The sequence below is a fragment of the Lelliottia wanjuensis genome (assembly GCF_030238365.1).
GTDB lineage: Bacteria > Pseudomonadota > Gammaproteobacteria > Enterobacterales > Enterobacteriaceae > Enterobacter > Enterobacter wanjuensis.
In genome coordinates, this window is record NZ_JASSOT010000001.1 from 396,080 (window position 1) to 417,795 (window position 21,716).

The following is a 21,716-nucleotide window of genomic DNA, read 5'->3' on the forward strand; positions in this document are numbered from 1 at the left end:
CCCTTCATGACCACCACCCAAACTCTGTTTGTCAGTATCGCCAGCTACCGCGACCCGGAGCTTATCCCGACGCTGCGCGACATGATTACGATGGCCCGCGATCCGCAAAATTTGCGTATCACTATTTGCTGGCAGCATGACAACGAGAGCCTGTCGTTGTTTACCGGGACTGGAATGCAATTGATGGCCTCCGACGACGCAGCGGATGACCCGGTCTGGCGCTTTGAGTGGCAGCAAGCGCTGATAACCGTCGTCCCGGTGCACTATTTTCATAGCCGGGGAGCCTGCTGGGCGCGGTTTATCGCGGAGCGCCACTACGCAGGGGAAACCTTTTCGCTACAGATTGACTCCCACTGCCGCTTCGCGGGGCACTGGGATCACCGCATGATTGAGATGTTGAATGGGCTGCGCGCCCTGAGTGCCAAACCGGTGCTCTCCACCTATCCACCGGCCTATGACCCGCAGGAGCCGGACGAAAAACGCAGCCAGTTTGCGAGTCGACTGATCTTTCGCGAATTTTCCAAAGAAGGGCTACCGATGCTCTCTTCCACCCCCCTCAGCAGCGATACCCCAGTCCGGGGAAGTTATGTTGCCGGTGGGTTTATTTTCGCGGACGGCAGCTTTGTGCAACAGGTCGCCAACGATCCCCATATTTTCTTCGCCGGAGAAGAGATCGCGATGGCGGCACGCGCCTTTACGCACGGTTACGACGTCTACACCCCGCATCAAATTTTGCTCTGGCATTACTACGGACGGCGAAAAGAGAACAAGGTCTGGGGCGATCACTCCCGCGAGGCCAAAAGCAGCGGGGAGATTGAGATGGCATGGTGGGAACGTGACGCGCTGTCTAAAAAGCGCATCCGCACGCTGTTCGGTCTGGAAGCAGATCCGGTTGATATCGGGGATTATTCACTGGGGAACGCCCGTAGTCTGAGGGAGTTTGAACGACTGACAGGTATCGATGTTAAGCGCCGCGCGGTGTTACCTGAAGTCATCGGGGCGGATAAACGCAGCGTATTTTTACCCCATGAGTGGCCGGATGATGCGCTGTGGGCGCAGCGCCTGGTCTCCCCCTTCGGCAAATCGATAAAGCTCAACAAAACGGACATCAGCGATGCGCAGGCAACGGCAGCATGGTGGTATCTGGGCGTTTACAGCGACAACAACCGTCTGCTGAATGAGCGGAAATTCAGCCGGGAGGAGATCGATGCCGCGATGGAATCCGCCGATGAAGGAAAAATGACCCTCGCGCTCGATTTCACGGCTACCCCGTCGGAAACACCCTCAGTGGTGCGACTCTGCCCCTTTAACGAACTCAGCGGCTGGGGTGCAGTCGTGGAGCAAGCATGGTAAGCGCAGCCCGCCAGGTCCAGTCACTGCTCGGGGTTGATGCGCTGCTGGCAATGGGGGGCATAATCCCCTCCGTTTCTCTGTTTCGGGAGCAAATGCATCAGCGGATAGTGCGCCTGGATGCCTCGCTTGCCGCGAGCGGCTGGACGAAGGAGCAGACATCGCAAATTTGCGCCCTGCTTTGCCGTCGTCTGGATGCCCGAATTGCCGCGGCGCTGGCACGGAATCAGCAGCAGATCACCGCCCCGACGCTGGAAAAGGAGTGCTATCGCGATCTTGTCCCGGCCACGGAATCCGACGTGATGAACCTGATGCGGCCTTTTCTTCTTACCCCTCATTTTGACGATACATTGATATGTTGAGACGCTCTCAAGACCGCTATCCCATTCTGCTGGTCGCCGCGCTGTTGCTGGCGACGGGGATTTATCCTCATCCCGCGTGGAATGCCCTGTTTGCAGGGCTGACCGTTCTGTTTTTCGCCCTGACGGTGCGAGAGGTCCTGCAAAACGAGACGCCCCCATCCCCCCTTTGCGAAATGCCACGGGTAGAAAAACAGATCTACCTGGTAATTGGCCCCTACGTAAACCAGTGGTTTTCCGCCAGACACAAAGGGAGTATTGAGCACTCTGCCACCGGCGCACTCTGGCTGTGTGCCGCCACTCAGGGCGAGATGATCCGGCAATTAGCGCGGCTCGGTGCGGACCCACAAAATCTGAAGGTCACACTCTTTTTCCCCTTTTTTCCTGATGGCCACGACAGCGCGGCGCTAGCAATCTCTTCGCTACAGGAGTGGCGAAACATCCTCCAGTCACCGATTCTGGCGGACCCTCTGCCCTGTATTTTTGCCCTGTACGTGCGATGCAGCGACGAGCGTTTTACCCACGATCCTGACTCTGCTATCTGGCTGGAGACGCCCGACGGAGAGCAAAAACTGACCAGCGCGTCAGTGGAAAACCTGCGCCCTCAGTCTGAAGGGGCCCCGGCCTTCCTGCATCAGCGCCATGCCACGCTGCGGTTGCTCTGGCAATGGATGGACGAAGAGCAGGTGCTGTCGAATCTGAACACCGCACTGTCTCACGCGTCGTCCACGCTGAAGCGCATTATGATCGCGGATTACGGCACCGGTTTTACGCGTCACGGAGCATGGTCACGCTGGCTGGAGGAACACTTCGCGATCCTGCCCGCACTCACTCATGCGAAGATCTACCCGCCTCTGCCAGCGCTTGCGGCCACCGTGGATTTGCCCCCCGTCGGTCGCAGCATCACGGCACCCTCTTCAGGGGGGCGCGTGCTGACGCCGAGATTCCTGCTCATCGTGCCACTGCTGGTTTTCGCAAGCCTGACCTATGCGCACTATCACGAGCAAGAGCGGGCTGACGACATTACCCGCACGATAAATTCGCTGTCGCAAACCCCGGTCGAGAACATTAGTCAGACCTTTTCCCTGCTCGATACCCTCGAAGCTCAGCGGGCCGCGCTGAAAAACTGTGCCTCCTCGCTTTTCTTTCAGAACTGGGGATTGTCACGCTGTCGCGAATTAGTCGGGATCGCTGATACCCAGCTCGGAAAGTATTCCCACTGGAGCGTCTACTCTTCCTCAAGTCACGCTTCGCTGTTTGCCTCGGGCAGTGCGACCATCCTGCAAGGACGTGAACAACTTCTGCAGCCGATGGTGCAGCTCATCAAAAAAAATCCGGAAATCACGTTTCTGATCGTCGGTCACACGGACAGCAGCGGCGATGAAAAAAGTAACGCGCTCCTTTCAGAGCAACGCGCGCGGGAAGTCCGCGACTGGCTGTTGCATAACACCCCAGCCACCGAGCAGCAGTTTGTGTTGAAAGGCGAAGGGGACGCGTACCCCCTCGCCAGCAACTCAACTTCCGCAGGCAAACAGCTGAACCGGAGGATAGATGTTTTTCCTCTGCGCCCTACTCCCATCAACGTTAACGAGCATCTTTTTTAAATGAAAACACCCAACTACAGCCTTCTTGAAGGTAATTTTCTGAGTCAGGCTCCCATCCTCGACCGTTCGGTTAATATTCTGATGTTCAGGGATCCTGATGACAACGAATACAACATTATGATTAACCGGGCGACGCTCGAAGAGGATCAGGAGACAGAGGCATTCTGCGAAGCGCAAATCGAAGAGTTGCGCAATAAACTGCCGGGATTCCAGATGGAAGGAAAACTGCTCAGAAACGAAATTGGCCCGGCGCGGCTGCCGGTCGTGCAAATAGCCAATCACTATTTACAGGACGGAAAAAAAGTCCGTCAGGTACAATCCGTGATTAAACTCCCCTGGCATGGGACCACTAATCACAATGAGCGCGAAGTGTTGATATTCACCCTGTATTCTCTGGAAGAGTTTTCAGAATATCAACGTAAACATTATGTGCAGATCATCAACACTTTTCAGCCTAATCACGCCTTATAATAAGAAACAACCCATGAGATTCATGGGTTGTTTCTTTATCAGAGGCAAAGTGTCGCTCTTTCGCGCCCCTCATCACACATAACCAGAGTGGCATATTGATATAGCTCCACTCTTTTAGACATGCCCATTTTACGCATCGCGTTGCGACAGTGCGTATTCACCGTTTTCTCTGAGCAGTCGAGTATTAATGCAATTTCACGTGGGCGAAATCCCTTACCGCAATAGCGCAGCACGGTAAACTCTGTGCCTGATAGCTGATGGTAGGATTTGATACCCAGGCGTTGATACATGACCTGTTTATCGCACTCGAAATAGGGGTACTGAGTGACCATCATGATCTTTTCCAGTTTCGCATTAATCTCGCTAAGGTTGAGGGTGTTGCAGACAAACGGGATATCCAGGGTATTCAATGTCAGTTCAGGGCCTGGATAGATTATGCTAGCAATATTTTGTCTAAAAAGGATACTTACCTGCCCTTGCACCTTTTTAATTCCTGGGGTTGGTTTTTCGAACTGATAGATGTGTGCGAGCATCTGATAAAGTCCAAATTTATAATAATAGTTATCACTGTCAATTTTAACATTTGCTATCGCGCTTTTCATAATAAGCAAAGACCTTCAAAAAAATCCATTTTAGATAATTCCAATATAACTGCCATACTGCATCCAGACCATACCAGATAACAATTATATTTTATAAATGTTAAACACTCACATTATCCGAATGTGTTGAATACCTCGTCACCTTGCGGTTACGCCTAAATAGATCTCAGACTTTTCTTGCCTGGCACTATCGCCACTGTGAAGCGATGTTTGCAGTTATATATACCATGATGTATTAATCTATCAGCATTGACTCAAAGCCAGCAAAAATATTATTTTTGACATAATAAATTAAGAATAATGCCCAAACCTATATCCTAAAATAGGTATCTCCGAAACAAGAAGTTACAGAAGTAAGCAGTAATAAATAATTACATCAATAGTCCATTCGGGGAAAACATTGCGCAGAGTGATTATCGTATTTTTGAAATTTAGTCTGCTGAACTGCACACCAGAGAAACGCCTGGAGTGAGCGAAGTCATGGATGCAAGGTGGGATAACTTTCAACAGGGAAATGAATACGAGCTATTTGAGGATGATACGTGTATGGTAGCAGGCCAATTACACAGGAAATGCCTATGTCCGATCGCAAAGATGGAAAAGCCCGCCGTAACTTTCTGATTAAATGCCCTTGCCCAAACTGCTCTAAAGACTCTGAACACAGCTATACGCGCGTTCAAAAAGGGTCACTGCTGGTTTGTCCTTACTGCAGCACGATGTTCAAATCCAACCAAAAAGTCTGATTTGTTGATCCTCTGCGATTCTGACTACTCAGGCTTACGCCCTCATCGTGGTTGCAGACTCGCAGAGATCAAAGCAGGTTAGTCGCGCAGAATCACGTTGGCAGCAGCCGGGCCTTTTGCGCCCGCTTCAATCACGAATTCCACTTTCTGGCCTTCAAACAAGGTTTTGAAATTATCGCCCTGCAATGCAGAGAAATGCACAAAAACATCTTTGCTGCCATCTACCGGAGAAATAAAGCCAAAGCCTTTATCTTCGTTAAACCACTTCACTAAACCAATAATTTTTGCAGACATATAAGGCTCCTTTTTTTTGGCCTTTCGGCTGGCAAAATTTTTTGCATTGTAAACGCTGGGCATTAATGCACGGCCACCCATATTTAGCAATGTTTATTTTTACCGCACATGTCAACAGTGGCTGAATTAATTGACGAAATAATTCTGCACTGACGCAAATATACAAATTTATTTTGTCTGCGACGATTTCGGTCGCAAATTCTCGTCAAACACCAGACGCGTTCTGCCCGGCTCCACTTCCCGCAGCGGCTCGACCTGATGCATCGTCATTTTGCAGCGTTCGACCAGCACCTGATATTCACGCGTCCCCTGCTTTTTCCACTCGAGTTCCTGATCGCTCAACTGACGAATGGCTTTTGCCGGGCTGCCGATAATCAGATAATTCGCTGGCATTTCTGCTTTGGCTTTCACAAACGCCGCCGCGCCGACGATGCTGTTTTCGCCGATCACCGCCCCGTCCATCACCACCGCATTCATCCCGACCAGGGCGTTTTTACGGATCACGCAGCCGTGCAAAATGGCGCTGTGACCGATATGGCCGTGCTCTTCCACCACCGTATCCTGCTCAGGAAAGCCGTGCATCACGCAGTTATCCTGAATGTTCGCCCCGTCTTTCACCACGATTCGGCCAAAGTCGCCACGCAGGCTGGCATTCGGCCCGACGAACACGCCTTTCCCTAAAATGACATCGCCAATCAGCACGGCCGTAGGATGGACATAGCTCTCATCGGGCACGACTGGGGTCAGTCCATCTATTTGATATACAGGCATACTTCCTCCGTTATGCGATATTCAGGCCGCCGAAGCGCTGGAAATAGAGCGTCCCCGGCACCGGCAGTTCGCCGACCGAGGTTTCGCCTTTTTCGCTGACAAACGCCAGGGCGCCCGGTGCCACGCGCTGATAGATATTGATGCACAGCTGGCGAGCGGTTTGTCCGGCCCAGTGCGCGGGGAGGAGCTCCTCCGGCAACAGCGGATCTTTCAGCACCACGCGGCGATAAAAATGGATCAGCAACAGCTGTATCTGGAAACAGCGCTCCGGCGTGAGTTCATCCGCGCCCGCCTCTTTCAGCAGCGGCAGCAAGGGCCGGAACGAGTCGATAAAGGTTTCATACATCACGTTCTGCTCGGTCAGCTGCCAGCACTCCTCCACGCGGGAGCGCAGCGCCGCGCGCGACAGCGCCAGCGGGGAGTGGGCTTCGAAGCAGATCACGTTCTCCGCCACGCCCGCCTCATGCAGCAGGGACTGCACATCGGCCATTTTCTGCGACGGCGAGGCCATCAGGCTGGAAGCAAGCGTCCCGAACCCCTGCCAGATCAGCTGTTTTTTCACATCCGCGAGCGTGGTTTTATCCAGCCCTTCCGAGAGCAATAACAGCCATTTTCCGTCCCACGCCGGTAACTCTGCGCGGTAAATTTTGTTCTCTGCGCGACGGGTCAGACGCAAACCTTTGTCGCTCAGGCGGTAGAAGCTGCGCCTGCCGATGCGGGAGACATCCAGCCACCCCTCTTTGTTGAGGCGGAACAGCGCGGTACGCACAAAACGCTCGCCAAATCCCATCCCTTCGAGCAGCGCCGCCAGGCTCCCGAGCCAGATTTCACCGCCGCGATGGGAGAGCGAATCGCCATACAGGGATGAAATCAGCGAGGTTCCGCTGATCGGCACAGAGCTAACGGCGTGCTGAATAAAAGTATCGAGTTTACTCATCTGATTCATTCTGTTGTGGTTTTTGTCCTGGATGAATCATAGCATAGAATTTTTGTGCGCCCATTACCCCTCACCCCGGCCCTCTCCCCTGGGGAGAGGGAGAAAACCGGACAATCCCCTCTCCCTTTGGGAGAGGGTTAGGGTGAGGGGAACAAATCGCACCCCACCTACCCGTTCGCCGCCACCTTCCGCAAATCAAACACCCGACACGCCTTACCTTCGGAGCGCGGAATGCTGCCGCAGTTGACGATCGTCACGTCGGTCGAGATCCCGACCATCGACTTAATGCGGTGGCGCAGCTGATGACACACCTGGCAGCGCTGCTCGTGGCTCAGCACCAGGCTGCTCTCTTTCAGCTCCACTTTCACCGAAAGTGAATCAAGATGTCCGCGACGGTTCACTTCCAGCTGGTAGTGCGGCGACAGATGTTCAAATTTGACGATCTCCTCTTCCAACTGGGACGGGAAGACGTTCACGCCGCGAATGATCAGCATGTCATCGCTGCGCCCGCTGATGCGGTCCATACGGCGCATAGTGCGCGCAGTCCCAGGCAGGAGACGCGTCAGATCGCGGGTGCGATAGCGGATCACCGGCAGCGCCTCTTTGGTGAGCGTGGTGAACAGCAGTTCGCCCTGCTGGCCGTCGGCCAGCGGTGTGCCGTCGTTCGGGTTGACGATCTCCGGGTAGAAATGATCTTCCCAGATGGTCGGGCCGTCGGCGGTTTCGATGCACTCCATCGCCACGCCCGGCCCCATCACTTCTGACAGGCCGTAGATGTCCAGGGCGGTGATCCCGAGGCGACGCTCGATCTCGTGGCGCATCGCCAGGGTCCAGGGTTCTGCGCCAAACACGCCGACGCGCAGGGAGCACTGGCTGGCGTCGCCGCCCATCTGGCGCTCCAGCTCTTCAATCAGGTTCAGGCAGTAGGACGGCGTCACCATGATCATATCCGGCTGGAAATCGCGGATCAGCTGCGCCTGTTTCTCGGTCTGGCCACCGGACATCGGGATCACCGTCGCACCCAAACGCTCGGCACCGTAGTGCGCACCCAGCCCGCCGGTAAAGAGTCCGTAACCATAAGCCACGTGAATTTTATCCTTGCGCGTGCCACCGGCGGCGCGCAGGGAACGGGCCACGATGTTGGCCCAGTTGTCGATATCGTTTTGCGTGTAGCCGACTACCGTCGGTTTACCGGTGGTTCCGGAGGACGCATGAATGCGCACCACTTGCTCCATCGGCACCGCGAAGGTGTCAAACGGGTAGTTATCCCGCAGATCCTGCTTGGTCGTGCAGGGGAATTTGTTGAGATCGGACAGCTCTTTAAAATCGTCAGGATGTACGCCCGCCGCGTCGAACTTACGCTTATACATCGGCACGTTGTTGTAAGCATGCTCTAGCGTCCACTTCAGGCGTTCGGTTTGTAGCGCCTGTAATTCGTCCACGGAGGCCGTTTCAATCGCATCAAGTTGTGTTGTTGTCGTTGTCATTTTGTAGGGTACTCGCAGGTAGTTTTGCTCAAACACGCTCCAGGATCAGGGCAATGCCCTGGCCCACACCGATGCACATCGTACAAAGCGCGTAGCGCCCGTTGCGTCGATGCAATTCATTGCTGGCCGCCAGCACCAGTCGTGCCCCGCTCATCCCCAGCGGATGGCCCAGAGCGATCGCGCCGCCGTTCGGGTTTACATGCGCGGCATTATCCGCTAACCCGAGCTGGCGCAGCACGCCCAGTGCCTGTGACGCGAAAGCTTCATTCAGCTCAATCACGTCCATATCGTTGATGCTCAGACCCGCGCGCTCCAGCACTTTGCGTGTTGCCGGAACCGGGCCAAGCCCCATCAGTCGTGGCTCGACGCCCGCGCTTGCCATCGCCACAATGCGTGCCCGCGGGGTTAATCCCTGCTGTTCGGCCATCTCACGGCTGGCGATAATCAGCGCCGCCGCGCCGTCGTTGACGCCGGAAGCGTTCCCCGCCGTCACCACGCCGTTTTTACGGAACGGCGTTTTCAGGGCGGAGAGCTGTTCAAGGGTGGTGTCGGCGCGCGGATGTTCGTCAATCAGCACTTCCGTGATGGCGCCCTTCTTGCCCGCCACGCTCACCGGCACGATCTCCTGCGCCAGGATCCCGTTCTGCTGGGCTATCGCCGTCCGCTGCTGGCTGCGCAGCGCGAAGGCATCCTGATCGGCACGGCTGATATTTAACAATTCAGCTACATTCTCTGCCGTTTCGGGCATGCTGTCAGTTCCGTATTGCTGATGCATGAGCGGATTCACAAAACGCCAGCCGATGGTGGTATCAAACATCTCCGCCTGGCGCTGGAACGGCGTGGTGGCTTTGCCCATCACAAACGGCGCGCGGGACATGGACTCCACGCCACCGGCGATCAGCAGATCCGCATCGCCCGCTTTAATCGCCCGAGCGGCAAAACCGACGGCATCAAGTCCAGATCCGCACAAACGGTTGATCGTCGTACCAGAAACCGTCTGCGGGAACCCAGCCAGCAGCGCCGCCATGCGCGCCACGTTGCGGTTATCTTCCCCGGCCTGGTTGGCACAGCCGAAGATCACATCGTCAATACGTTCTGCATCCAGTTGCGGATAACGCGCCAGCAGCGCGCGCAGCGGCACGGCTGCCAGATCGTCGGCGCGCATGCCCGACAATGCGCCGCCATAACGCCCCACCGGGGTACGAACACCATCACAGATAAATGCATCACGCATCAGGCTTCTCCTGTCACACTGCCGCCAATGCGGTGCGATTTACCGCGGAACAAGGCGACTGTTTTTTGTTGTTGGTTAGTTATTTCGATGTCGTACACGCCGGTCAGTTTGCCCTGGTGTTTTACCCTGGCGCTGGCCGTAAGCTTGTCTCCGGCAAAGCCAGGACGCAGAAAATCAATGGTGCAGGCCGAGGCCACCGCCGCCAACCCCTGGCTGTTGCAGGCGTAGGCAAACGCCGTATCGGCCAGGGAAAACAGCTGTCCGCCGTGGCAGGTTTTATGGCCGTTGAGCATCTGCGGGGTGATGGTCATCGTCACCACTGCGTAACCCTCGTCCATCTCGACGATGTCGATGCCCAGCGCCTGGGCGCAGGCGTCGTTTTCATACATGGTGCGGGCGTTGTGCCAGGCGTTATGACTCATAGCTACTCTCCAGAAGCGCACGCTGGCGCAGCAGGGAACAGGGGCGATAACGTTCTTCGCCGTAGTGACGTTGCAGGTTTTCCAGCAGGATCAGCAGGCGCTGCCAGCCGAGGCGTTCACCCCAGGCGATCGGCCCAACCGGGTAGTTCACGCCGAGGCGCATGGCGGTGTCGATATCCTGTTCGCTGGCGACCCCTTTTTGCAGGGCATCCAGCGCTTCGTTGATGATCATCGCCACGGTTCGCCAGAGAAGCAGGCCGGGATAATCGCTGATCTGCAGGACGCGTTTTCCCTGCTGCTGCAGGTGATAAATCGCTTTTTGGGTGGCGGAGTGTGGATTACCGGCCGCAGCGGCGATCACCACCGCGTCGCCGTCCATGCGGTCGACCACCACTACCGGGCGGTTATGGCGCAGAGCGAGGCTTTGCGCCGTTTCACCGGTGGTTTCTACCAGCAAGACATCATCTAATTCAGTGACACCGTCACTTCTCTTATTCGCGATAACCGGGCTAAAGGTCGCGCCAACGGCTGCAAGCCACTGGGCGGCAGGACGTTCCCTGTGCCAGTCGTACACCCCCTGCCCGGTTTTTTTGCCGAAACGACCGCCGAGCACCAGCTCCTGCTGGACCAGCGACGGCAGAAAACGGCGCTCCTGCCAGAAGGCGTTAAACACGGAACAGGTCACGACAAAGTTGACGTCCTGACCGATCAGATCCGTCAGTTCCAGCGGCCCCATCGGGAAACCGCCCCCTTCGCGCAGGGCGGCGTCAATGTCCTGCGCCGGAGCGACGTTCTCTTCCAGCGCGCGCCAGGCTTCGGAGTAGAACGGACGCGCGACGCGGTTGACGATAAACCCTGGCGTGGACTGGCAGCGCACCGGCTGTTTGCCCCAGTTCACCGCCAGCTCGCACAGCAGATCCGCCACTTCCGTGGAGGTCGCCAGCCCGCTTACCACTTCCACCAGTTTCATCACCGGCGCCGGGTTGAAGAAATGCAGCCCGGCGACGCGCTCCGGATGGCGCACGTCGGCCGCCACCGCGGTGATCGAAATCGACGAGGTGTTGCTGGTAAGTAAAGTCTGCGGCGGGCAGATCTCGCCCAGCTGTTTGAACAGCGCTTTTTTGACTTCAAGGCGCTCGGAGGCCGCTTCAATCACCAGATCGGCGGCGGCGAGAGCATGAATATCGTTGACCGGGAGCAGACGCGCGACGATTTTCTCGCAGGCCTCGGCGGTCAGTTTTCCGCGCGCCACGCGGGAGTCCAGTCGCGAGCGAATACCGTCGATGGCGCGGGCCACCACGTCAGCGGCGATGTCGTACACCAGCACCTGATGCCCGCTGCTGGCGGCCACTTCGGCGATCCCGGCCCCCATGGTGCCGCTGCCGATCACTGCGACGGTGTGAATTCTCATCGTCATCTTATTTCCCCGTGAAGTTCGGCGTGCGTTTGGCGAGGAACGCGCTGACGCCCTCGCGGTAGTCGTCGCTGCGACCGGCCATGCGCTGGTAATCGCGCTCCAGATCGAGCTGCTCGTCCAGCGTATTGGTTTCAGCGGCGTTCATCGCCTGCTTAATCAGACCCAGACCAAAGGTCGGCTGAGAGGCAAAATGGGTCGCCAGTTTCTGCGCCGTGGCGGAGAGCTCTTCGTCATCGACCACCTGCCAGATCATCCCCCAGGCGTGGGCCTGTTCGGCGCTGAGTTTATCGCCGAGCAGCGCCAGCCCCATCGCCCGCGCCCGTCCGGCGACGCGCGGCAGCAGCCAGGTGCCGCCGCAGTCAGGCACCAGACCCAGCTTGCTAAAGGCCATCATAAAGTTCACCGAACGGGCGGCGATCACCATGTCGCAGCCCAGCGCCAGCGTCGCGCCGGCTCCGGCGGCCACGCCGTTGACGGCGGCAATCACCGGTTTCGGTAGTTTCGCCAGACGACGCACCAGCGGGTTGTAGAAGGTTTCCACGGAGTAGCCCAGATCCGGCGCAGGGCCGTTCGGGTCAACGTTACGGTCGTTCAGATCCTGCCCGGCGCAGAACCCGCGCCCGGCCCCGGTGATCAGCAGACAGCGGATGGTGTCGTCCCGCTCAGCCTGTTTCAGGCATTCGGCAAGCTGCTGGTGCATCACATCGTTAAAGCTGTTCAGACGCTCCGGGCGGTTCAGGGTAATGGTCATCACGCCCTGCTCAACATGACTCAGAATAAATTCCACAATTAGCGTCCTTTAAAGTCGGGGGTGCGTTTTTGTAAGAAAGCGGCGATGCCTTCCCGGCGATCTTCCGTGGCAGAGAGCAGCGTAAACAGCTGGCGCTCCTGCGCCAGCCCGGCCTGCAATGGCACTTCCTGCGACTGGCGCAGCGCCTGTTTCGCGGCCTGCAGTGCCAGCGGCGAGTGGCGCGCCATCAGCGCGGCCTGTTTCAGGGCATATTCCAGCACCAGCGCCGACGGGAACACGTCGCTCACCAGCCCCGCCGCCTGCGCCTGCTGGGCGGTAATGCTTTCGCCCGTCAGCACCATTTTGCTGGCGAGAGATTTCCCGACGCAGCGGATCAAACGCTGGGTCCCGCCCGCCCCCGGCATGATGCCGAGCGTAATTTCCGGCAGACCGAAACGGGCGTTATCGCCTGCGATCACCACGTCGCACAGCAGCGCCAGCTCGCAGCCAGCGCCGAGCGCATAGCCGTTCACGGCGGCGATCAGCGGCTTGTTGAAGTTGTTGATGCGCGCCCAGAGCTGCGGGCGAACATCGTTCAGAGTGGCGGGCAGATCTTTCTCCGCCATCTCGTTGAGATCGGCTCCGGCAGCGAAGCAGCGCTCGTTGCCGTAAATTACGCAGGCGGAGATTTCGCCGTCCTGCGCCGCGCTTTCCAGCTCATCCGCGATGCCTGAGAGCAGCGCGTTGTTAAGGGCATTGCGCGCCGCCGAACGATTGAGCGTCAGGAGCAGCACGCGGCCATGACGGGTGACAATCAGCTCGCTCATGCCATCCCCTTCGCGTCAAAATCGACCACCACGTCGGCGGTCAGCGGGAGCGCCTGACAGCTCAACACGTATCCCGCGGCCAGTTCGTCCGGCTCGAGGCTGTAGTTGGTCGCCATATCTACTTTCCCGCGCAGCACCTTGCATTTGCAGGTGGCGCACACGCCGCCCTTGCAGGCATACGGCAGATCCGCGCCCTGACGCAGAGCCGCGTCGAGAATGCTTTCGTCGTCGGCGGTGAGCGTGATTTCGCGATCGCGCCCGTCCTGACGCACGGTGACTTTTTGCCCCTGAGCCTGCACCGTCGAGGCGCGTTTCACGGCGCTACCCGGCGTGTTAAAGCGCTCCAGATGAATGGTTTTCTCCGGCATCCCCAGCGCTTTCAGCGCCAGCTCGGCGTCGTCCATCATCGCCGACGGGCCGCAGATAAAGGCTTCGTCGAACAGGCTGAAATCGATCAGGGTTTTCCCCATCTGATGCAGTTTTTCGCCGTCGATACGCCCGTGCAGCAGCTCACTGTCGAGGGTCTCCTGGCTGAAAATATTCACCAGCTGCAGGCGCTGCGGGTATTTATCTTTTAGATCCGTCAGGGCCTGGCGGAACATCATGCTCTGGCTGCTGCGGTTGCCGTAGATCAGGGTGAAGTGGCTCTGCGGCTCGACCAGCAGCGTACTGGAGACAATCGCCAGCATCGGCGTAATGCCGGACCCGGCAGCGATCGCCAGATAGCGCCCGGCGCGCTCGGCCTGCGGCTGATAGCCGAAGTGGCCCTGCGGGACCATCACTTCCAGCGCCATGCCCTGTTTGATCTCATCCCGGGCATAGCGTGAGAAACGCCCGCCGTCGATGGCTTTTACCGCCACGCTGATTTCGCCCGGCGTCACGCTTCGGCAAATCGAATAGCAGCGGCGTAACTCTTCCCCCGCCAGCCGCGCCTTGAGCGTCAGATGCTGGCCAGGGCGGAAACGGTAGGCGTCCTGCAAAGTCTGTGGGATCGCGAAAGTGATGGTCACCGCATCGCGGGTTTCGGGTTCCACTTTTGCCACCGTTAAGGAATGAAACGTTGTCATGGCAACCTCAGATACATTTGAAATAGTCGAAAGGTTCACGGCAGGCGTTGCAGCGATAGAGCGCTTTGCAGGCCGTCGAACCAAATTCACTGATAACCGACGTGTTGGTGCTCGCGCAGCGCGGGCAGGTCACTTCGGCAGGCGCGTGGGCGTGACAGCTGTGGCCGACCGGCGGGCTGATGCCGTATTCACGCAGCCTTGCGCGGGCGTCGTCGGTCATCCAGTCGGTGGTCCAGGCCGGGTCGAGCTGCAGGACGATATGCACCGGGGTAAACCCGTGGGCGGTCATCGTCTCGCGAATGGCACCCAGCAGATGCTCCGTCGCCGGGCAGCCGGAGTACGTAGGCGTGAAGCCAATCACCCAGCCGCCCGCCTGCGCCGAAACGCTGCGTACCATGCCTAAATCGGTGATGGTGAGCACCGGCACTTCCGGGTCCGGGATCTGGCTTAACAGGGACCAGATTTGCGGAATTTCCGCCGGGGCGATCTCAGCGAGACGTTGCATAGGGACCTCCTGTTACCACTGCTGGCCGGGATACATGCGCTGGAGATACTGCATCTCCGCCAGCATCGGCCCCAGATGTTCGGTGTGCAGCCCTTTTTTGCCGCCGGTGCGGTACGCCGCTTCTTGCGGAACGCTCAGGCAGGCCTGCTCGAAACCGGCGAACACTTCCGCTTCCCACTCGGCGCGCAGCTCGCGCGGGTCAACGGCGATCCCTTCGGCGATCAGCTGTTGCTCCAGCGCATCGGCCTCGAACAGTTCGGCGGTGAAGCGCCACAGGGAATCAATCGCCTGCTGCATTTTGTGCGCCGAAACCTCGGTGCCGTTACCCAGACGCTCCAGCCAGCCGCGGCTAAAGCGCAGGTGGTAGCGCGCCTCTTTGATCGCTTTCGCGGCAATCGCCGCAATTTGCGCGTCGCGGCTTTGGGTCAGACGGGTAAAGAGCGCCACGTGCCAGGCGTCGATGAAATACTGACGCACCAGGGTGTCGGCGAAGTTGCCATTCGGCTGTTCTACCAGCAGCAGGTTGCTGAACTGGCGCTCGTCGCGGCCAAAGGCCAGCGTGTCTTCGTCGCCCTGACCTTCCAGCTCGGCGGCGTAGGTTAAGAAATTGCGCGCCTGGCCGAGCAGATCGAGGCCGATATTGGCCAGCGCCAGGTCGATCTCCAGCTCCGGCGCATGGCCGCACCACGCGCCGAGGCGCTGGGAGAGGACCAGACAGTTATCGCCCAGACGCAGGGCATATTGGGTAGTCGGTTTCATCGCCATCCTCACATGTGCTCGATGCCATCGGGGATGGTGTAGAACGTCGGGTGGCGGTAGACCTTGCTCTCCGCCGGGTCGAAAAACTCGCCGCGATCTTCCGGCTGCGAGGCGACGATTTCGCTCGCCTTCACCACCCAGATCGAACAGCCTTCGCTGCGGCGGGTGTAGGCATCGCGCGCGTTTTCCAGCGCCATGCGGTCATCGGCGGCGTGCAGGCTGCCGACGTGACGGTGGGATAACCCCTGTTTGCTGCGGACAAACACTTCATATAACGGCCAGTAGACATTGCTCATCTTGACTTCCTCTTACGCGGCGGTGCGGGCGTGTTGTTTTTCTGCGTGCGCCAGTGCGGCTTCGCGCACCCACGCCCCTTCTTCCCAGGCTTTGTTTTTTGCGGCGAGGCGTTCGTGGTTGCACACCCCGCGTCCGTTAATCACTTCTTCAAATTCCTGCCAGTCGATTTCGCCGAAACGGTAGTGACCGCTCTCTTCGTCGAAGTGCAGATCCGCATCCGGGACGGTCATGCCGAGCATTTCGACCTGCGAGACGGTGTTGTCGACGAAGCGCTGGCGCAGTTCGTCGTTGCCAAAACGTTTGATCTTCCACGCCAGGCTGCGGGCGCTGTTCGGGGAGTTGTCGTCGTTCGGGCCGAACATCATCAGCGCCGGCCACCAGAAACGGTTGATGGCATCCTGCAACATCTGGCGCTGGGATTCGCTGCCCTGCGCCAGCGCCATGCAGGCTTCAAAACCCTGGCGCTGATGGAAGCTCTCTTCTTTACAGATTTTCACCATCGCGCGGGCATACGGCCCGTAAGAGGTGCGGCACAGGGCCACCTGGTTAACGATGGCCGCGCCGTCTACCAGCCAGCCAATCACGCCGATGTCGGCCCAGCTCAGGGTCGGGTAGTTGAAGATCGAGGAGTATTTCATCTTGCCGTCGAGCATCTTCTGGTAGATGTCTTCCCGCGCGCAGCCCAGGGTTTCCGCCGCGCTGTAGAGATACAGCCCGTGCCCCGCCTCGTCCTGCACCTTCGCCAGCAGAATCGCTTTGCGGCGCAGGGTTGGCGCGCGGGTGATCCAGTTGCCTTCCGGGAGCATGCCGACAATTTCGGAGTGCGCATGCTGACCAATCTGGCGGATCAGAGTTTTGCGGTAGGCGTCCGGCATCCAGTCTTGCGGCTCGATGGCTGTCTCCTGTGCGATGCGCTGCTCAAAGCGTTGTTCTTCCGTCACGTCGTCACCTTTATGATTCGTTAAATCGCTAATCATCGTTTAATGATGAATCACTTCGTTTCTTAAAAGTTACACAAAGGTTAAATATAACCCCAAGGAGTGTTTGTCTATTTTGTGATGTCGCTCGCAAGGCTTTTGCATCAGGCCGCTGATGGCGGGCGCTGCTCGCCTGCGGATTCATCCGACAAGATCACATTGTTAACAAATCATTAAAACATCACTTGCTTTTTATGATTCATAATCAAACTATCTATAGTGAAATTACGTAACATTTGGAGAAGAGAGATGCAGCAGTTAGCCAGCTTCTTGTCCGGCACCTGGCAGTCTGGCCGGGGCCGTGAGCGCCACATTCATCACGCCATCAGCGGCGAAGCCCTGTGGGAAGTCACAAGCGAAGGTCTGGATATGGCGGCGGCGCGTCGCTTCGCCATCGAGCGCGGGGGTGAATCACTTCACGCCATGACCTTTATCGAACGCGCGGCGATGCTGAAAGCGGTCGCGAAACATCTGCTGAGTCAGAAAGAGCAGTTTTACGCCCTGTCGGCAGAAACCGGCGCGACCCGCGCGGACAGCTGGGTGGATATCGAAGGCGGGATCGGCACCCTGTTTACCTACGCCAGCCTCGGCAGCCGCGAGCTGCCGGACGACACCCTGTGGCCGGAAGACGAGCTGATACCCCTGTCGAAGGAAGGCGGATTTGCCGCGCGCCACGTGCTGACCTCGAAATCCGGCGTGGCGGTGCATATCAACGCTTTCAACTTCCCGTGCTGGGGAATGCTGGAGAAACTGGCCCCGACCTGGCTTGCCGGGATGCCTGCCATTATCAAACCGGCGACTGCCACGGCGCAGGTGACGCAGGCGATGGTGAAATCCATCATCGACAGCGGCCTGGTGCCGGAGGGTGCGATCAGCCTGATCTGCGGCGGCGCGGGCGATCTGCTCAACCATCTGGACAGTCAGGACGTGGTGACCTTTACCGGCTCCGCCTCCACCGGCCAGATGCTGCGCGTGCACCCGAACATCGTTGGCAAATCGATTCCGTTCACCATGGAAGCGGACTCCCTAAACTGCTGCGTGCTGGGCGAAGACGTCACGCCGGAGCAGCCGGAATTCGCGCTGTTTATCCGCGAAGTGGTGCGTGAGATGACCGCCAAAGCCGGGCAAAAATGTACGGCCATCCGCCGCATCATCGTCCCGCAGGGGCAGATTGAGGCGGTCAGCCAGGCGCTGATCGCCCGTCTCGAGAAAGTGGTGGTCGGCGATCCGGCGCAGGAAGGCGTCAAAATGGGCGCGCTGGTGAATGCTGAACAGCGTGCCGATGTGCAGGAAAAAGTGGATCTGCTGGTCGCCGCAGGCTGCCAGATCCGCCTCGGCGGCAAAGCCAGTCTTCAGGCCGCAGGCGCGTTCTTCCCGCCGACGCTGCTGTTCTGCCCGCAGCCGGACGAGTCCCCTGCCGTTCACGCCACCGAAGCCTTCGGCCCGGTTGCGACGCTAATGCCCTATCGCGACGCGGAACACGCCATGACCCTGGCGCGCGCCGGTGAAGGTAGCCTGGCGGGAACCCTGGTGACGGCGGATGCGCGTATCGCCCGGCAGTTTATTTCCGGTGCGGCGCGGGCGCACGGGCGTATTCAGATCCTCAACCAAGAGTCGGCGAAAGAGTCCACCGGCCACGGCTCCCCGCTGCCGCAGCTGGTTCACGGCGGGCCGGGTCGTGCGGGCGGCGGCGAAGAGCTGGGCGGTCTGCGCGCGGTGAAACACTATCTGCAACGCACGGCGATTCAGGGCAGCCCGTCGATGCTGGCCGCCATCAGCCAGCAGTGGGTGCGCGGCGCGCAGGTGCAGGAAGACCGCGTGCATCCGTTCCGCAAATACTTCGAAGAGTTGCAGCCGGGCGACAGCCTGCTGACCCCGCGTCGCACCCTGACCGAAACAGATATCGTCAATTTTGCCTGCCTGAGCGGGGATCATTTCTATGCCCACATGGACAAAATTGGCGCGGCGGAGTCGATCTTCGGCGAGCGCGTGGTTCACGGTTACTTTGTGATTTCGGCGGCGGCGGGTCTGTTCGTTGATGCGGGCGTCGGGCCGGTGATTGCCAACTACGGCATGGAAAACCTGCGCTTTATCGAGCCGGTGAAACCGGGCGATACCATCCAGGTGCGTCTGACCTGCAAGCGCAAAACCCTCAAGAAACAGCGCACGGCAGAAGAGAAACCGACCGGCGTGGTGGAGTGGGCCGTGGAGGTCTTTAACCAGCACCAGCAGCCTGTCGCGCTGTACTCCATTCTGACGCTCGTCGCTCGCCAGCAGGGCGATTTCACCGACTGATCCGTTCTTTTTACCGGGAAGGTCCCTTCCCGGTTTTTAATTTGGCAAGAGTGACAAATAACCTGGCAGGTGCAGGCAAACAGTTTGCGCCCGCTCCTGCCAGGATAAAGCTGCACGACACTAATAACACAATAATGATGAGGTCAACGATGGGAAGCCCTTCTTCTTTTTCTGCCCGTAAAACGGCACTGGCCATGGCAGTCGCGTTGTTATGCTCCTGGCAGTCACCGGTTTTCGCCCACGGCGGCGAAGCGCATATGGTCCCGATGGACAAAACCCTGGCCGAGTTTGGCGCCGATGTGCAGTGGGATGATTACGCCCAGATGTTCACCCTCAGCAAAGACGGCGCTTTTGTGAAGGTTAAACCGGGCGCGAAAACCGCCATCGTCAACGGCAAGCCGCTCACACTGCAGGTGCCGGTGGTGATGAAAGGTAAAAAAGCCTTTATCTCCGAAACCTTCATCAACGATGTCTTCCAGTCGGGGCTTGATCAGACCTTCCAGGTGGAAAAACGCCCGCACCCGCTGAACGCGTTGACCGCAGACGAAATTAAACAGGCCGTCGAGATCGTCAAAACCTCGGCGGATTTCAAACCCAATACCCGTTTCACCCAGATCGCGCTGGCCGAGCCGGACAAAGCCAAAGTGTGGGATTTTGTGCTGAACGGCACGGCGGTTGACGCTCCGCGCCAGGCGAACGTCACCATGCTCGACGGCAAACACGTGATTGAAAGCGTGGTGGATCTGAAAGACAAAAAAGTCGTGAGCTGGACGCCAGTCAACGATGCCCACGGCATGGTGCTGCTGGATGATTTCACCTCCGTGCAGCAGATTATTATGGCCAGCCCGGAATACGCCGAAGCGCTGAAAAAGCACGGCGTGACCGATCCGAAGAAAGTGATCGGCACCCCGCTGACCGTCGGCTATTTTGACGGCAAAGACGGCCTGAAACAGGAAGACCGCCTGCTGAAAGTGGTCAGCTATCTGGACACCGGCGACGGCAACTACTGGGCGCACCCGATTGAGAACCTGGTGGCGGTGGTCGATCTTGAGCAGAAAAAAATCCTCAAAATTGAGGAAGGTCCAGTGGTGCCGGTGCCGATGCTCGCCCGTCCGTATGATGGCCGTGACCGCATCGCTCCGGTGAAAAAACCGCTGGAGATCGTCGAGCCGGAAGGCAAGAACTACACCATCACCGGGGACATGATCCACTGGCAGAACTGGGACTTTCACCTGAGCCTCGACTCTCGCGTCGGGCCGATCATCTCCACCGTGACCTACAACGACAACGGCAAAAAACGCCAGGTGATGTATCAGGGATCGCTCGGCGGGATGATTGTGCCGTACGGCGACCCGGACGTCGGCTGGTACTTTAAGGCCTATCTCGATTCCGGTGACTACGGCATGGGCACCCTGACCTCTCCGCTGGTGCGCGGCAAAGATGCGCCGTCGAATGCGGTGATGCTCAACGAAACCATTCCGGATTACACCGGTGCGCCGATGGAGATCCCGCGCGCGATTGCCGTCTTTGAACGCTACGCCGGGCCGGAATATAAACATCAGGAGATGGGCCAGCCGAACGTCAGCGCCGAGCGCCGCGAGTTGGTGGTGCGCTGGATCAGCACCGTGGGCAACTACGACTACATCTTTGACTGGATTTTCCACGAAAATGGCACCATTGGCATCGATGCGGGCGCGACCGGTATCGAAGCGGTGAAAGGCGTGCAGGCCAAAACCATGCACGACCCGAGCGCCAAGGACGATACCAAATACGGCACCCTGATCGACCACAACATCGTCGGGACCACCCATCAGCACATCTACAACTTCCGTCTCGATATGGACGTGGATGGCACCAACAACCGTCTGGTGGCGATGGACCCGGAAGTAAAACCCAACACCGCCGGTGGCCCGCGCACCAGTACCATGCAGATCAATCAGTACAACATTGATACGGAACAGCAGGCCGCGCAGAAGTTTGACCCAGGCACCATTCGTCTGCTGAGCAACACCAGCAAAGAGAACCGCATGGGCAACCCGGTGTCGTACCAGATTATCCCTTACGCGGGCGGCACTCATCCGGTCGCCACCGGCGCGAAATTCGCCCCGGACGAGTGGATTTACCACCGCCTGAGCTTTATGGATAAACAGCTGTGGGTGACGCGCTACCACCCGAACGAGCTCTACCCGGAAGGGAAATTCCCGAACCGCTCGATCCACGACAGCGGTCTGGGCAAGTACAGCAAGGATAACGAATCGATTGATAATCAGGATGATGTGGTGTGGATGACCACCGGCACCACCCACGTGGCGCGCGCCGAGGAGTGGCCGATCATGCCGACCGAGTGGGTACACACCCTGCTCAAGCCGTGGAACTTCTTCGACGAGACGCCAACGCTTGGCAAGAAGAAGGACGAGAAGTAAGCAGATGCAGGCCGGGCACTCCCCGGCCTGTTTTATTTCATCCACTTGCCGAATGAGTTAGCCCGATTATAGTTAGTCATGCCTCCCCGCTTTATTTTCATCTCTTGAACCGTTTTTCAGCCAGGACACGAAGTTTCACACGCAA

General features: G+C 58.2%; 22 protein-coding genes. 7 read left to right on the forward strand and 15 right to left on the reverse strand.

Annotated features, from left to right (window positions below; all coding sequences use genetic code 11):
* The first annotated feature begins 6 nt into the window (after positions 1-6).
* From QQF33_RS01840 to QQF33_RS01855, 4 genes are read left to right on the forward strand one after another with little or no spacing between them, the layout of a single operon-like run.
* The gene (locus QQF33_RS01840) at positions 7-1,353 is read left to right on the forward strand and encodes a GlcNAc-transferase family protein (RefSeq protein ID WP_285150438.1); all 1,347 of its coding nucleotides are present in this window, start codon (positions 7-9) and stop codon (positions 1,351-1,353) included.
* Positions 1,347-1,712: a hypothetical protein gene (locus QQF33_RS01845; RefSeq protein WP_285150437.1), complete on the forward strand. Its 366-nt coding sequence runs from the start codon at positions 1,347-1,349 to the stop codon at positions 1,710-1,712. Before QQF33_RS01840 ends, QQF33_RS01845 begins: the two co-directional genes overlap by 7 nt.
* Positions 1,706-3,313, forward strand: a complete 1,608-nt coding sequence (locus QQF33_RS01850) for an OmpA family protein (protein WP_285150436.1) — start codon at positions 1,706-1,708, stop codon at positions 3,311-3,313. Before QQF33_RS01845 ends, QQF33_RS01850 begins: the two co-directional genes overlap by 7 nt.
* Positions 3,314-3,784, forward strand: coding sequence for a DcrB-related protein (locus QQF33_RS01855; protein ID WP_285144550.1), 471 nt, complete (start codon positions 3,314-3,316; stop codon positions 3,782-3,784).
* Positions 3,785-3,822: 38 nt separating this feature from the next.
* On the opposite strand, the gene QQF33_RS01860 is transcribed toward QQF33_RS01855, so the two are convergent.
* On the reverse strand, positions 3,823-4,386 hold the full coding sequence (locus QQF33_RS01860) for a helix-turn-helix transcriptional regulator (protein ID WP_285150435.1): 564 nt from the start codon (positions 4,384-4,386) through the stop codon (positions 3,823-3,825).
* A 578-nt stretch (positions 4,387-4,964) separates the two neighbouring features.
* Here QQF33_RS01860 and QQF33_RS01865 point away from each other — a divergent pair.
* On the forward strand, positions 4,965-5,129 hold the full coding sequence (locus tag QQF33_RS01865; protein WP_282493143.1) for a YnfU family zinc-binding protein: 165 nt from the start codon (positions 4,965-4,967) through the stop codon (positions 5,127-5,129).
* 78 nt (positions 5,130-5,207) lie between these two features.
* Here QQF33_RS01865 and QQF33_RS01870 read toward each other — a convergent pair whose 3' ends face one another.
* The 14 genes from QQF33_RS01870 to paaA all read right to left on the reverse strand — a co-directional run bounded on the left by QQF33_RS01870 (position 5,208) and on the right by paaA (position 16,817).
* Positions 5,208-5,423, reverse strand: a complete 216-nt coding sequence (locus tag QQF33_RS01870) for a cold shock domain-containing protein (RefSeq protein WP_095281955.1) — start codon at positions 5,421-5,423, stop codon at positions 5,208-5,210.
* A 168-nt stretch (positions 5,424-5,591) separates the two neighbouring features.
* Entirely contained in the window at positions 5,592-6,194 is a 603-nt protein-coding gene (paaY, locus tag QQF33_RS01875; protein ID WP_285150434.1) for a phenylacetic acid degradation protein PaaY, read from the reverse strand.
* Between the two features lie 10 nt (positions 6,195-6,204).
* On the reverse strand, positions 6,205-7,140 hold the full coding sequence (paaX, locus tag QQF33_RS01880; RefSeq protein ID WP_282493144.1) for a phenylacetic acid degradation operon negative regulatory protein PaaX: 936 nt from the start codon (positions 7,138-7,140) through the stop codon (positions 6,205-6,207).
* A gap of 158 nt (positions 7,141-7,298) precedes the next feature.
* Positions 7,299-8,618 (reverse strand): phenylacetate--CoA ligase PaaK, encoded by a 1,320-nt coding sequence (gene paaK / locus QQF33_RS01885; RefSeq protein ID WP_285150433.1) that lies wholly within the window; start codon positions 8,616-8,618, stop codon positions 7,299-7,301.
* A gap of 28 nt (positions 8,619-8,646) precedes the next feature.
* Positions 8,647-9,852 (reverse strand): 3-oxoadipyl-CoA thiolase, encoded by a 1,206-nt coding sequence (gene pcaF / locus QQF33_RS01890; protein WP_285150432.1) that lies wholly within the window; start codon positions 9,850-9,852, stop codon positions 8,647-8,649.
* A complete protein-coding gene (gene paaI, locus QQF33_RS01895; RefSeq protein ID WP_282493147.1) occupies positions 9,852-10,274 on the reverse strand; it encodes a hydroxyphenylacetyl-CoA thioesterase PaaI in 423 nt (140 codons plus the stop codon). Before paaI ends, pcaF begins: the two co-directional genes overlap by 1 nt.
* On the reverse strand, positions 10,264-11,691 hold the full coding sequence (gene paaH, locus QQF33_RS01900) for a 3-hydroxyacyl-CoA dehydrogenase PaaH (RefSeq protein WP_285157290.1): 1,428 nt from the start codon (positions 11,689-11,691) through the stop codon (positions 10,264-10,266). Before paaH ends, paaI begins: the two co-directional genes overlap by 11 nt.
* A gap of 1 nt (position 11,692) precedes the next feature.
* Positions 11,693-12,481, reverse strand: a complete 789-nt coding sequence (paaG, locus tag QQF33_RS01905; RefSeq protein WP_285150501.1) for a 2-(1,2-epoxy-1,2-dihydrophenyl)acetyl-CoA isomerase PaaG — start codon at positions 12,479-12,481, stop codon at positions 11,693-11,695.
* Entirely contained in the window at positions 12,481-13,248 is a 768-nt protein-coding gene (paaF, locus tag QQF33_RS01910; RefSeq protein WP_285150429.1) for a 2,3-dehydroadipyl-CoA hydratase PaaF, read from the reverse strand. The genes paaG and paaF overlap by 1 nt, the downstream gene beginning before the upstream one ends.
* Positions 13,245-14,315, reverse strand: coding sequence for a 1,2-phenylacetyl-CoA epoxidase subunit PaaE (gene paaE, locus QQF33_RS01915; RefSeq protein ID WP_285150428.1), 1,071 nt, complete (start codon positions 14,313-14,315; stop codon positions 13,245-13,247). The genes paaF and paaE overlap by 4 nt, the downstream gene beginning before the upstream one ends.
* 7 nt (positions 14,316-14,322) lie before the next feature.
* A complete protein-coding gene (gene paaD / locus QQF33_RS01920) occupies positions 14,323-14,820 on the reverse strand; it encodes a 1,2-phenylacetyl-CoA epoxidase subunit PaaD (protein WP_285150427.1) in 498 nt (165 codons plus the stop codon).
* Between the two features lie 12 nt (positions 14,821-14,832).
* A complete protein-coding gene (gene paaC / locus QQF33_RS01925) occupies positions 14,833-15,579 on the reverse strand; it encodes a 1,2-phenylacetyl-CoA epoxidase subunit PaaC (protein ID WP_282493152.1) in 747 nt (248 codons plus the stop codon).
* A gap of 8 nt (positions 15,580-15,587) precedes the next feature.
* Positions 15,588-15,875 carry a 1,2-phenylacetyl-CoA epoxidase subunit PaaB gene (paaB, locus tag QQF33_RS01930; protein WP_282493153.1) on the reverse strand — a complete coding sequence of 96 codons (288 nt, stop codon included), beginning with the start codon at positions 15,873-15,875 and terminating at the stop codon, positions 15,588-15,590.
* 12 nt (positions 15,876-15,887) lie between these two features.
* On the reverse strand, positions 15,888-16,817 hold the full coding sequence (paaA, locus tag QQF33_RS01935; protein ID WP_285144558.1) for a 1,2-phenylacetyl-CoA epoxidase subunit PaaA: 930 nt from the start codon (positions 16,815-16,817) through the stop codon (positions 15,888-15,890).
* A gap of 285 nt (positions 16,818-17,102) precedes the next feature.
* Between paaA and paaZ the strand changes: the two genes are divergently transcribed.
* Both paaZ and tynA read left to right on the forward strand, forming a co-directional pair.
* The gene (gene paaZ, locus QQF33_RS01940) at positions 17,103-19,148 is read left to right on the forward strand and encodes a phenylacetic acid degradation bifunctional protein PaaZ (RefSeq protein WP_285150425.1); all 2,046 of its coding nucleotides are present in this window, start codon (positions 17,103-17,105) and stop codon (positions 19,146-19,148) included.
* A gap of 149 nt (positions 19,149-19,297) precedes the next feature.
* Positions 19,298-21,571 carry a primary-amine oxidase gene (gene tynA, locus QQF33_RS01945; RefSeq protein WP_285150424.1) on the forward strand — a complete coding sequence of 758 codons (2,274 nt, stop codon included), beginning with the start codon at positions 19,298-19,300 and terminating at the stop codon, positions 21,569-21,571.
* Positions 21,572-21,716 lie beyond the last annotated feature (145 nt).

What these genes read in the sequence shown, in the direction of transcription:
- QQF33_RS01855 (WP_285144550.1), top strand. Translation starts at nt 3,314, where the DNA reads ATGAAAACACCCAACTACAGCCTTCTTGAAGGTAATTTTCTGAGTCAG.
- QQF33_RS01870 (WP_095281955.1), bottom strand. Translation starts at nt 5,423, where the DNA reads ATGTCTGCAAAAATTATTGGTTTAGTGAAGTGGTTTAACGAAGATAAA.
- paaF (WP_285150429.1), bottom strand. Translation starts at nt 13,248, where the DNA reads ATGAGCGAGCTGATTGTCACCCGTCATGGCCGCGTGCTGCTCCTGACG.
- paaX (WP_282493144.1), bottom strand. Translation starts at nt 7,140, where the DNA reads ATGAATCAGATGAGTAAACTCGATACTTTTATTCAGCACGCCGTTAGC.
- QQF33_RS01840 (WP_285150438.1), top strand. Translation starts at nt 7, where the DNA reads ATGACCACCACCCAAACTCTGTTTGTCAGTATCGCCAGCTACCGCGAC.
- paaI (WP_282493147.1), bottom strand. Translation starts at nt 10,274, where the DNA reads ATGAGTCATAACGCCTGGCACAACGCCCGCACCATGTATGAAAACGAC.
- paaC (WP_282493152.1), bottom strand. Translation starts at nt 15,579, where the DNA reads ATGAAACCGACTACCCAATATGCCCTGCGTCTGGGCGATAACTGTCTG.
- QQF33_RS01850 (WP_285150436.1), top strand. Translation starts at nt 1,706, where the DNA reads ATGTTGAGACGCTCTCAAGACCGCTATCCCATTCTGCTGGTCGCCGCG.
- paaH (WP_285157290.1), bottom strand. Translation starts at nt 11,691, where the DNA reads ATGACGATGAGAATTCACACCGTCGCAGTGATCGGCAGCGGCACCATG.
- QQF33_RS01860 (WP_285150435.1), bottom strand. Translation starts at nt 4,386, where the DNA reads ATGAAAAGCGCGATAGCAAATGTTAAAATTGACAGTGATAACTATTAT.
- pcaF (WP_285150432.1), bottom strand. Translation starts at nt 9,852, where the DNA reads ATGCGTGATGCATTTATCTGTGATGGTGTTCGTACCCCGGTGGGGCGT.
- paaB (WP_282493153.1), bottom strand. Translation starts at nt 15,875, where the DNA reads ATGAGCAATGTCTACTGGCCGTTATATGAAGTGTTTGTCCGCAGCAAA.
- QQF33_RS01865 (WP_282493143.1), top strand. Translation starts at nt 4,965, where the DNA reads ATGTCCGATCGCAAAGATGGAAAAGCCCGCCGTAACTTTCTGATTAAA.
- paaY (WP_285150434.1), bottom strand. Translation starts at nt 6,194, where the DNA reads ATGCCTGTATATCAAATAGATGGACTGACCCCAGTCGTGCCCGATGAG.
- QQF33_RS01845 (WP_285150437.1), top strand. Translation starts at nt 1,347, where the DNA reads ATGGTAAGCGCAGCCCGCCAGGTCCAGTCACTGCTCGGGGTTGATGCG.
- paaZ (WP_285150425.1), top strand. Translation starts at nt 17,103, where the DNA reads ATGCAGCAGTTAGCCAGCTTCTTGTCCGGCACCTGGCAGTCTGGCCGG.
- paaK (WP_285150433.1), bottom strand. Translation starts at nt 8,618, where the DNA reads ATGACAACGACAACAACACAACTTGATGCGATTGAAACGGCCTCCGTG.
- paaD (WP_285150427.1), bottom strand. Translation starts at nt 14,820, where the DNA reads ATGCAACGTCTCGCTGAGATCGCCCCGGCGGAAATTCCGCAAATCTGG.
- tynA (WP_285150424.1), top strand. Translation starts at nt 19,298, where the DNA reads ATGGGAAGCCCTTCTTCTTTTTCTGCCCGTAAAACGGCACTGGCCATG.
- paaE (WP_285150428.1), bottom strand. Translation starts at nt 14,315, where the DNA reads ATGACAACGTTTCATTCCTTAACGGTGGCAAAAGTGGAACCCGAAACC.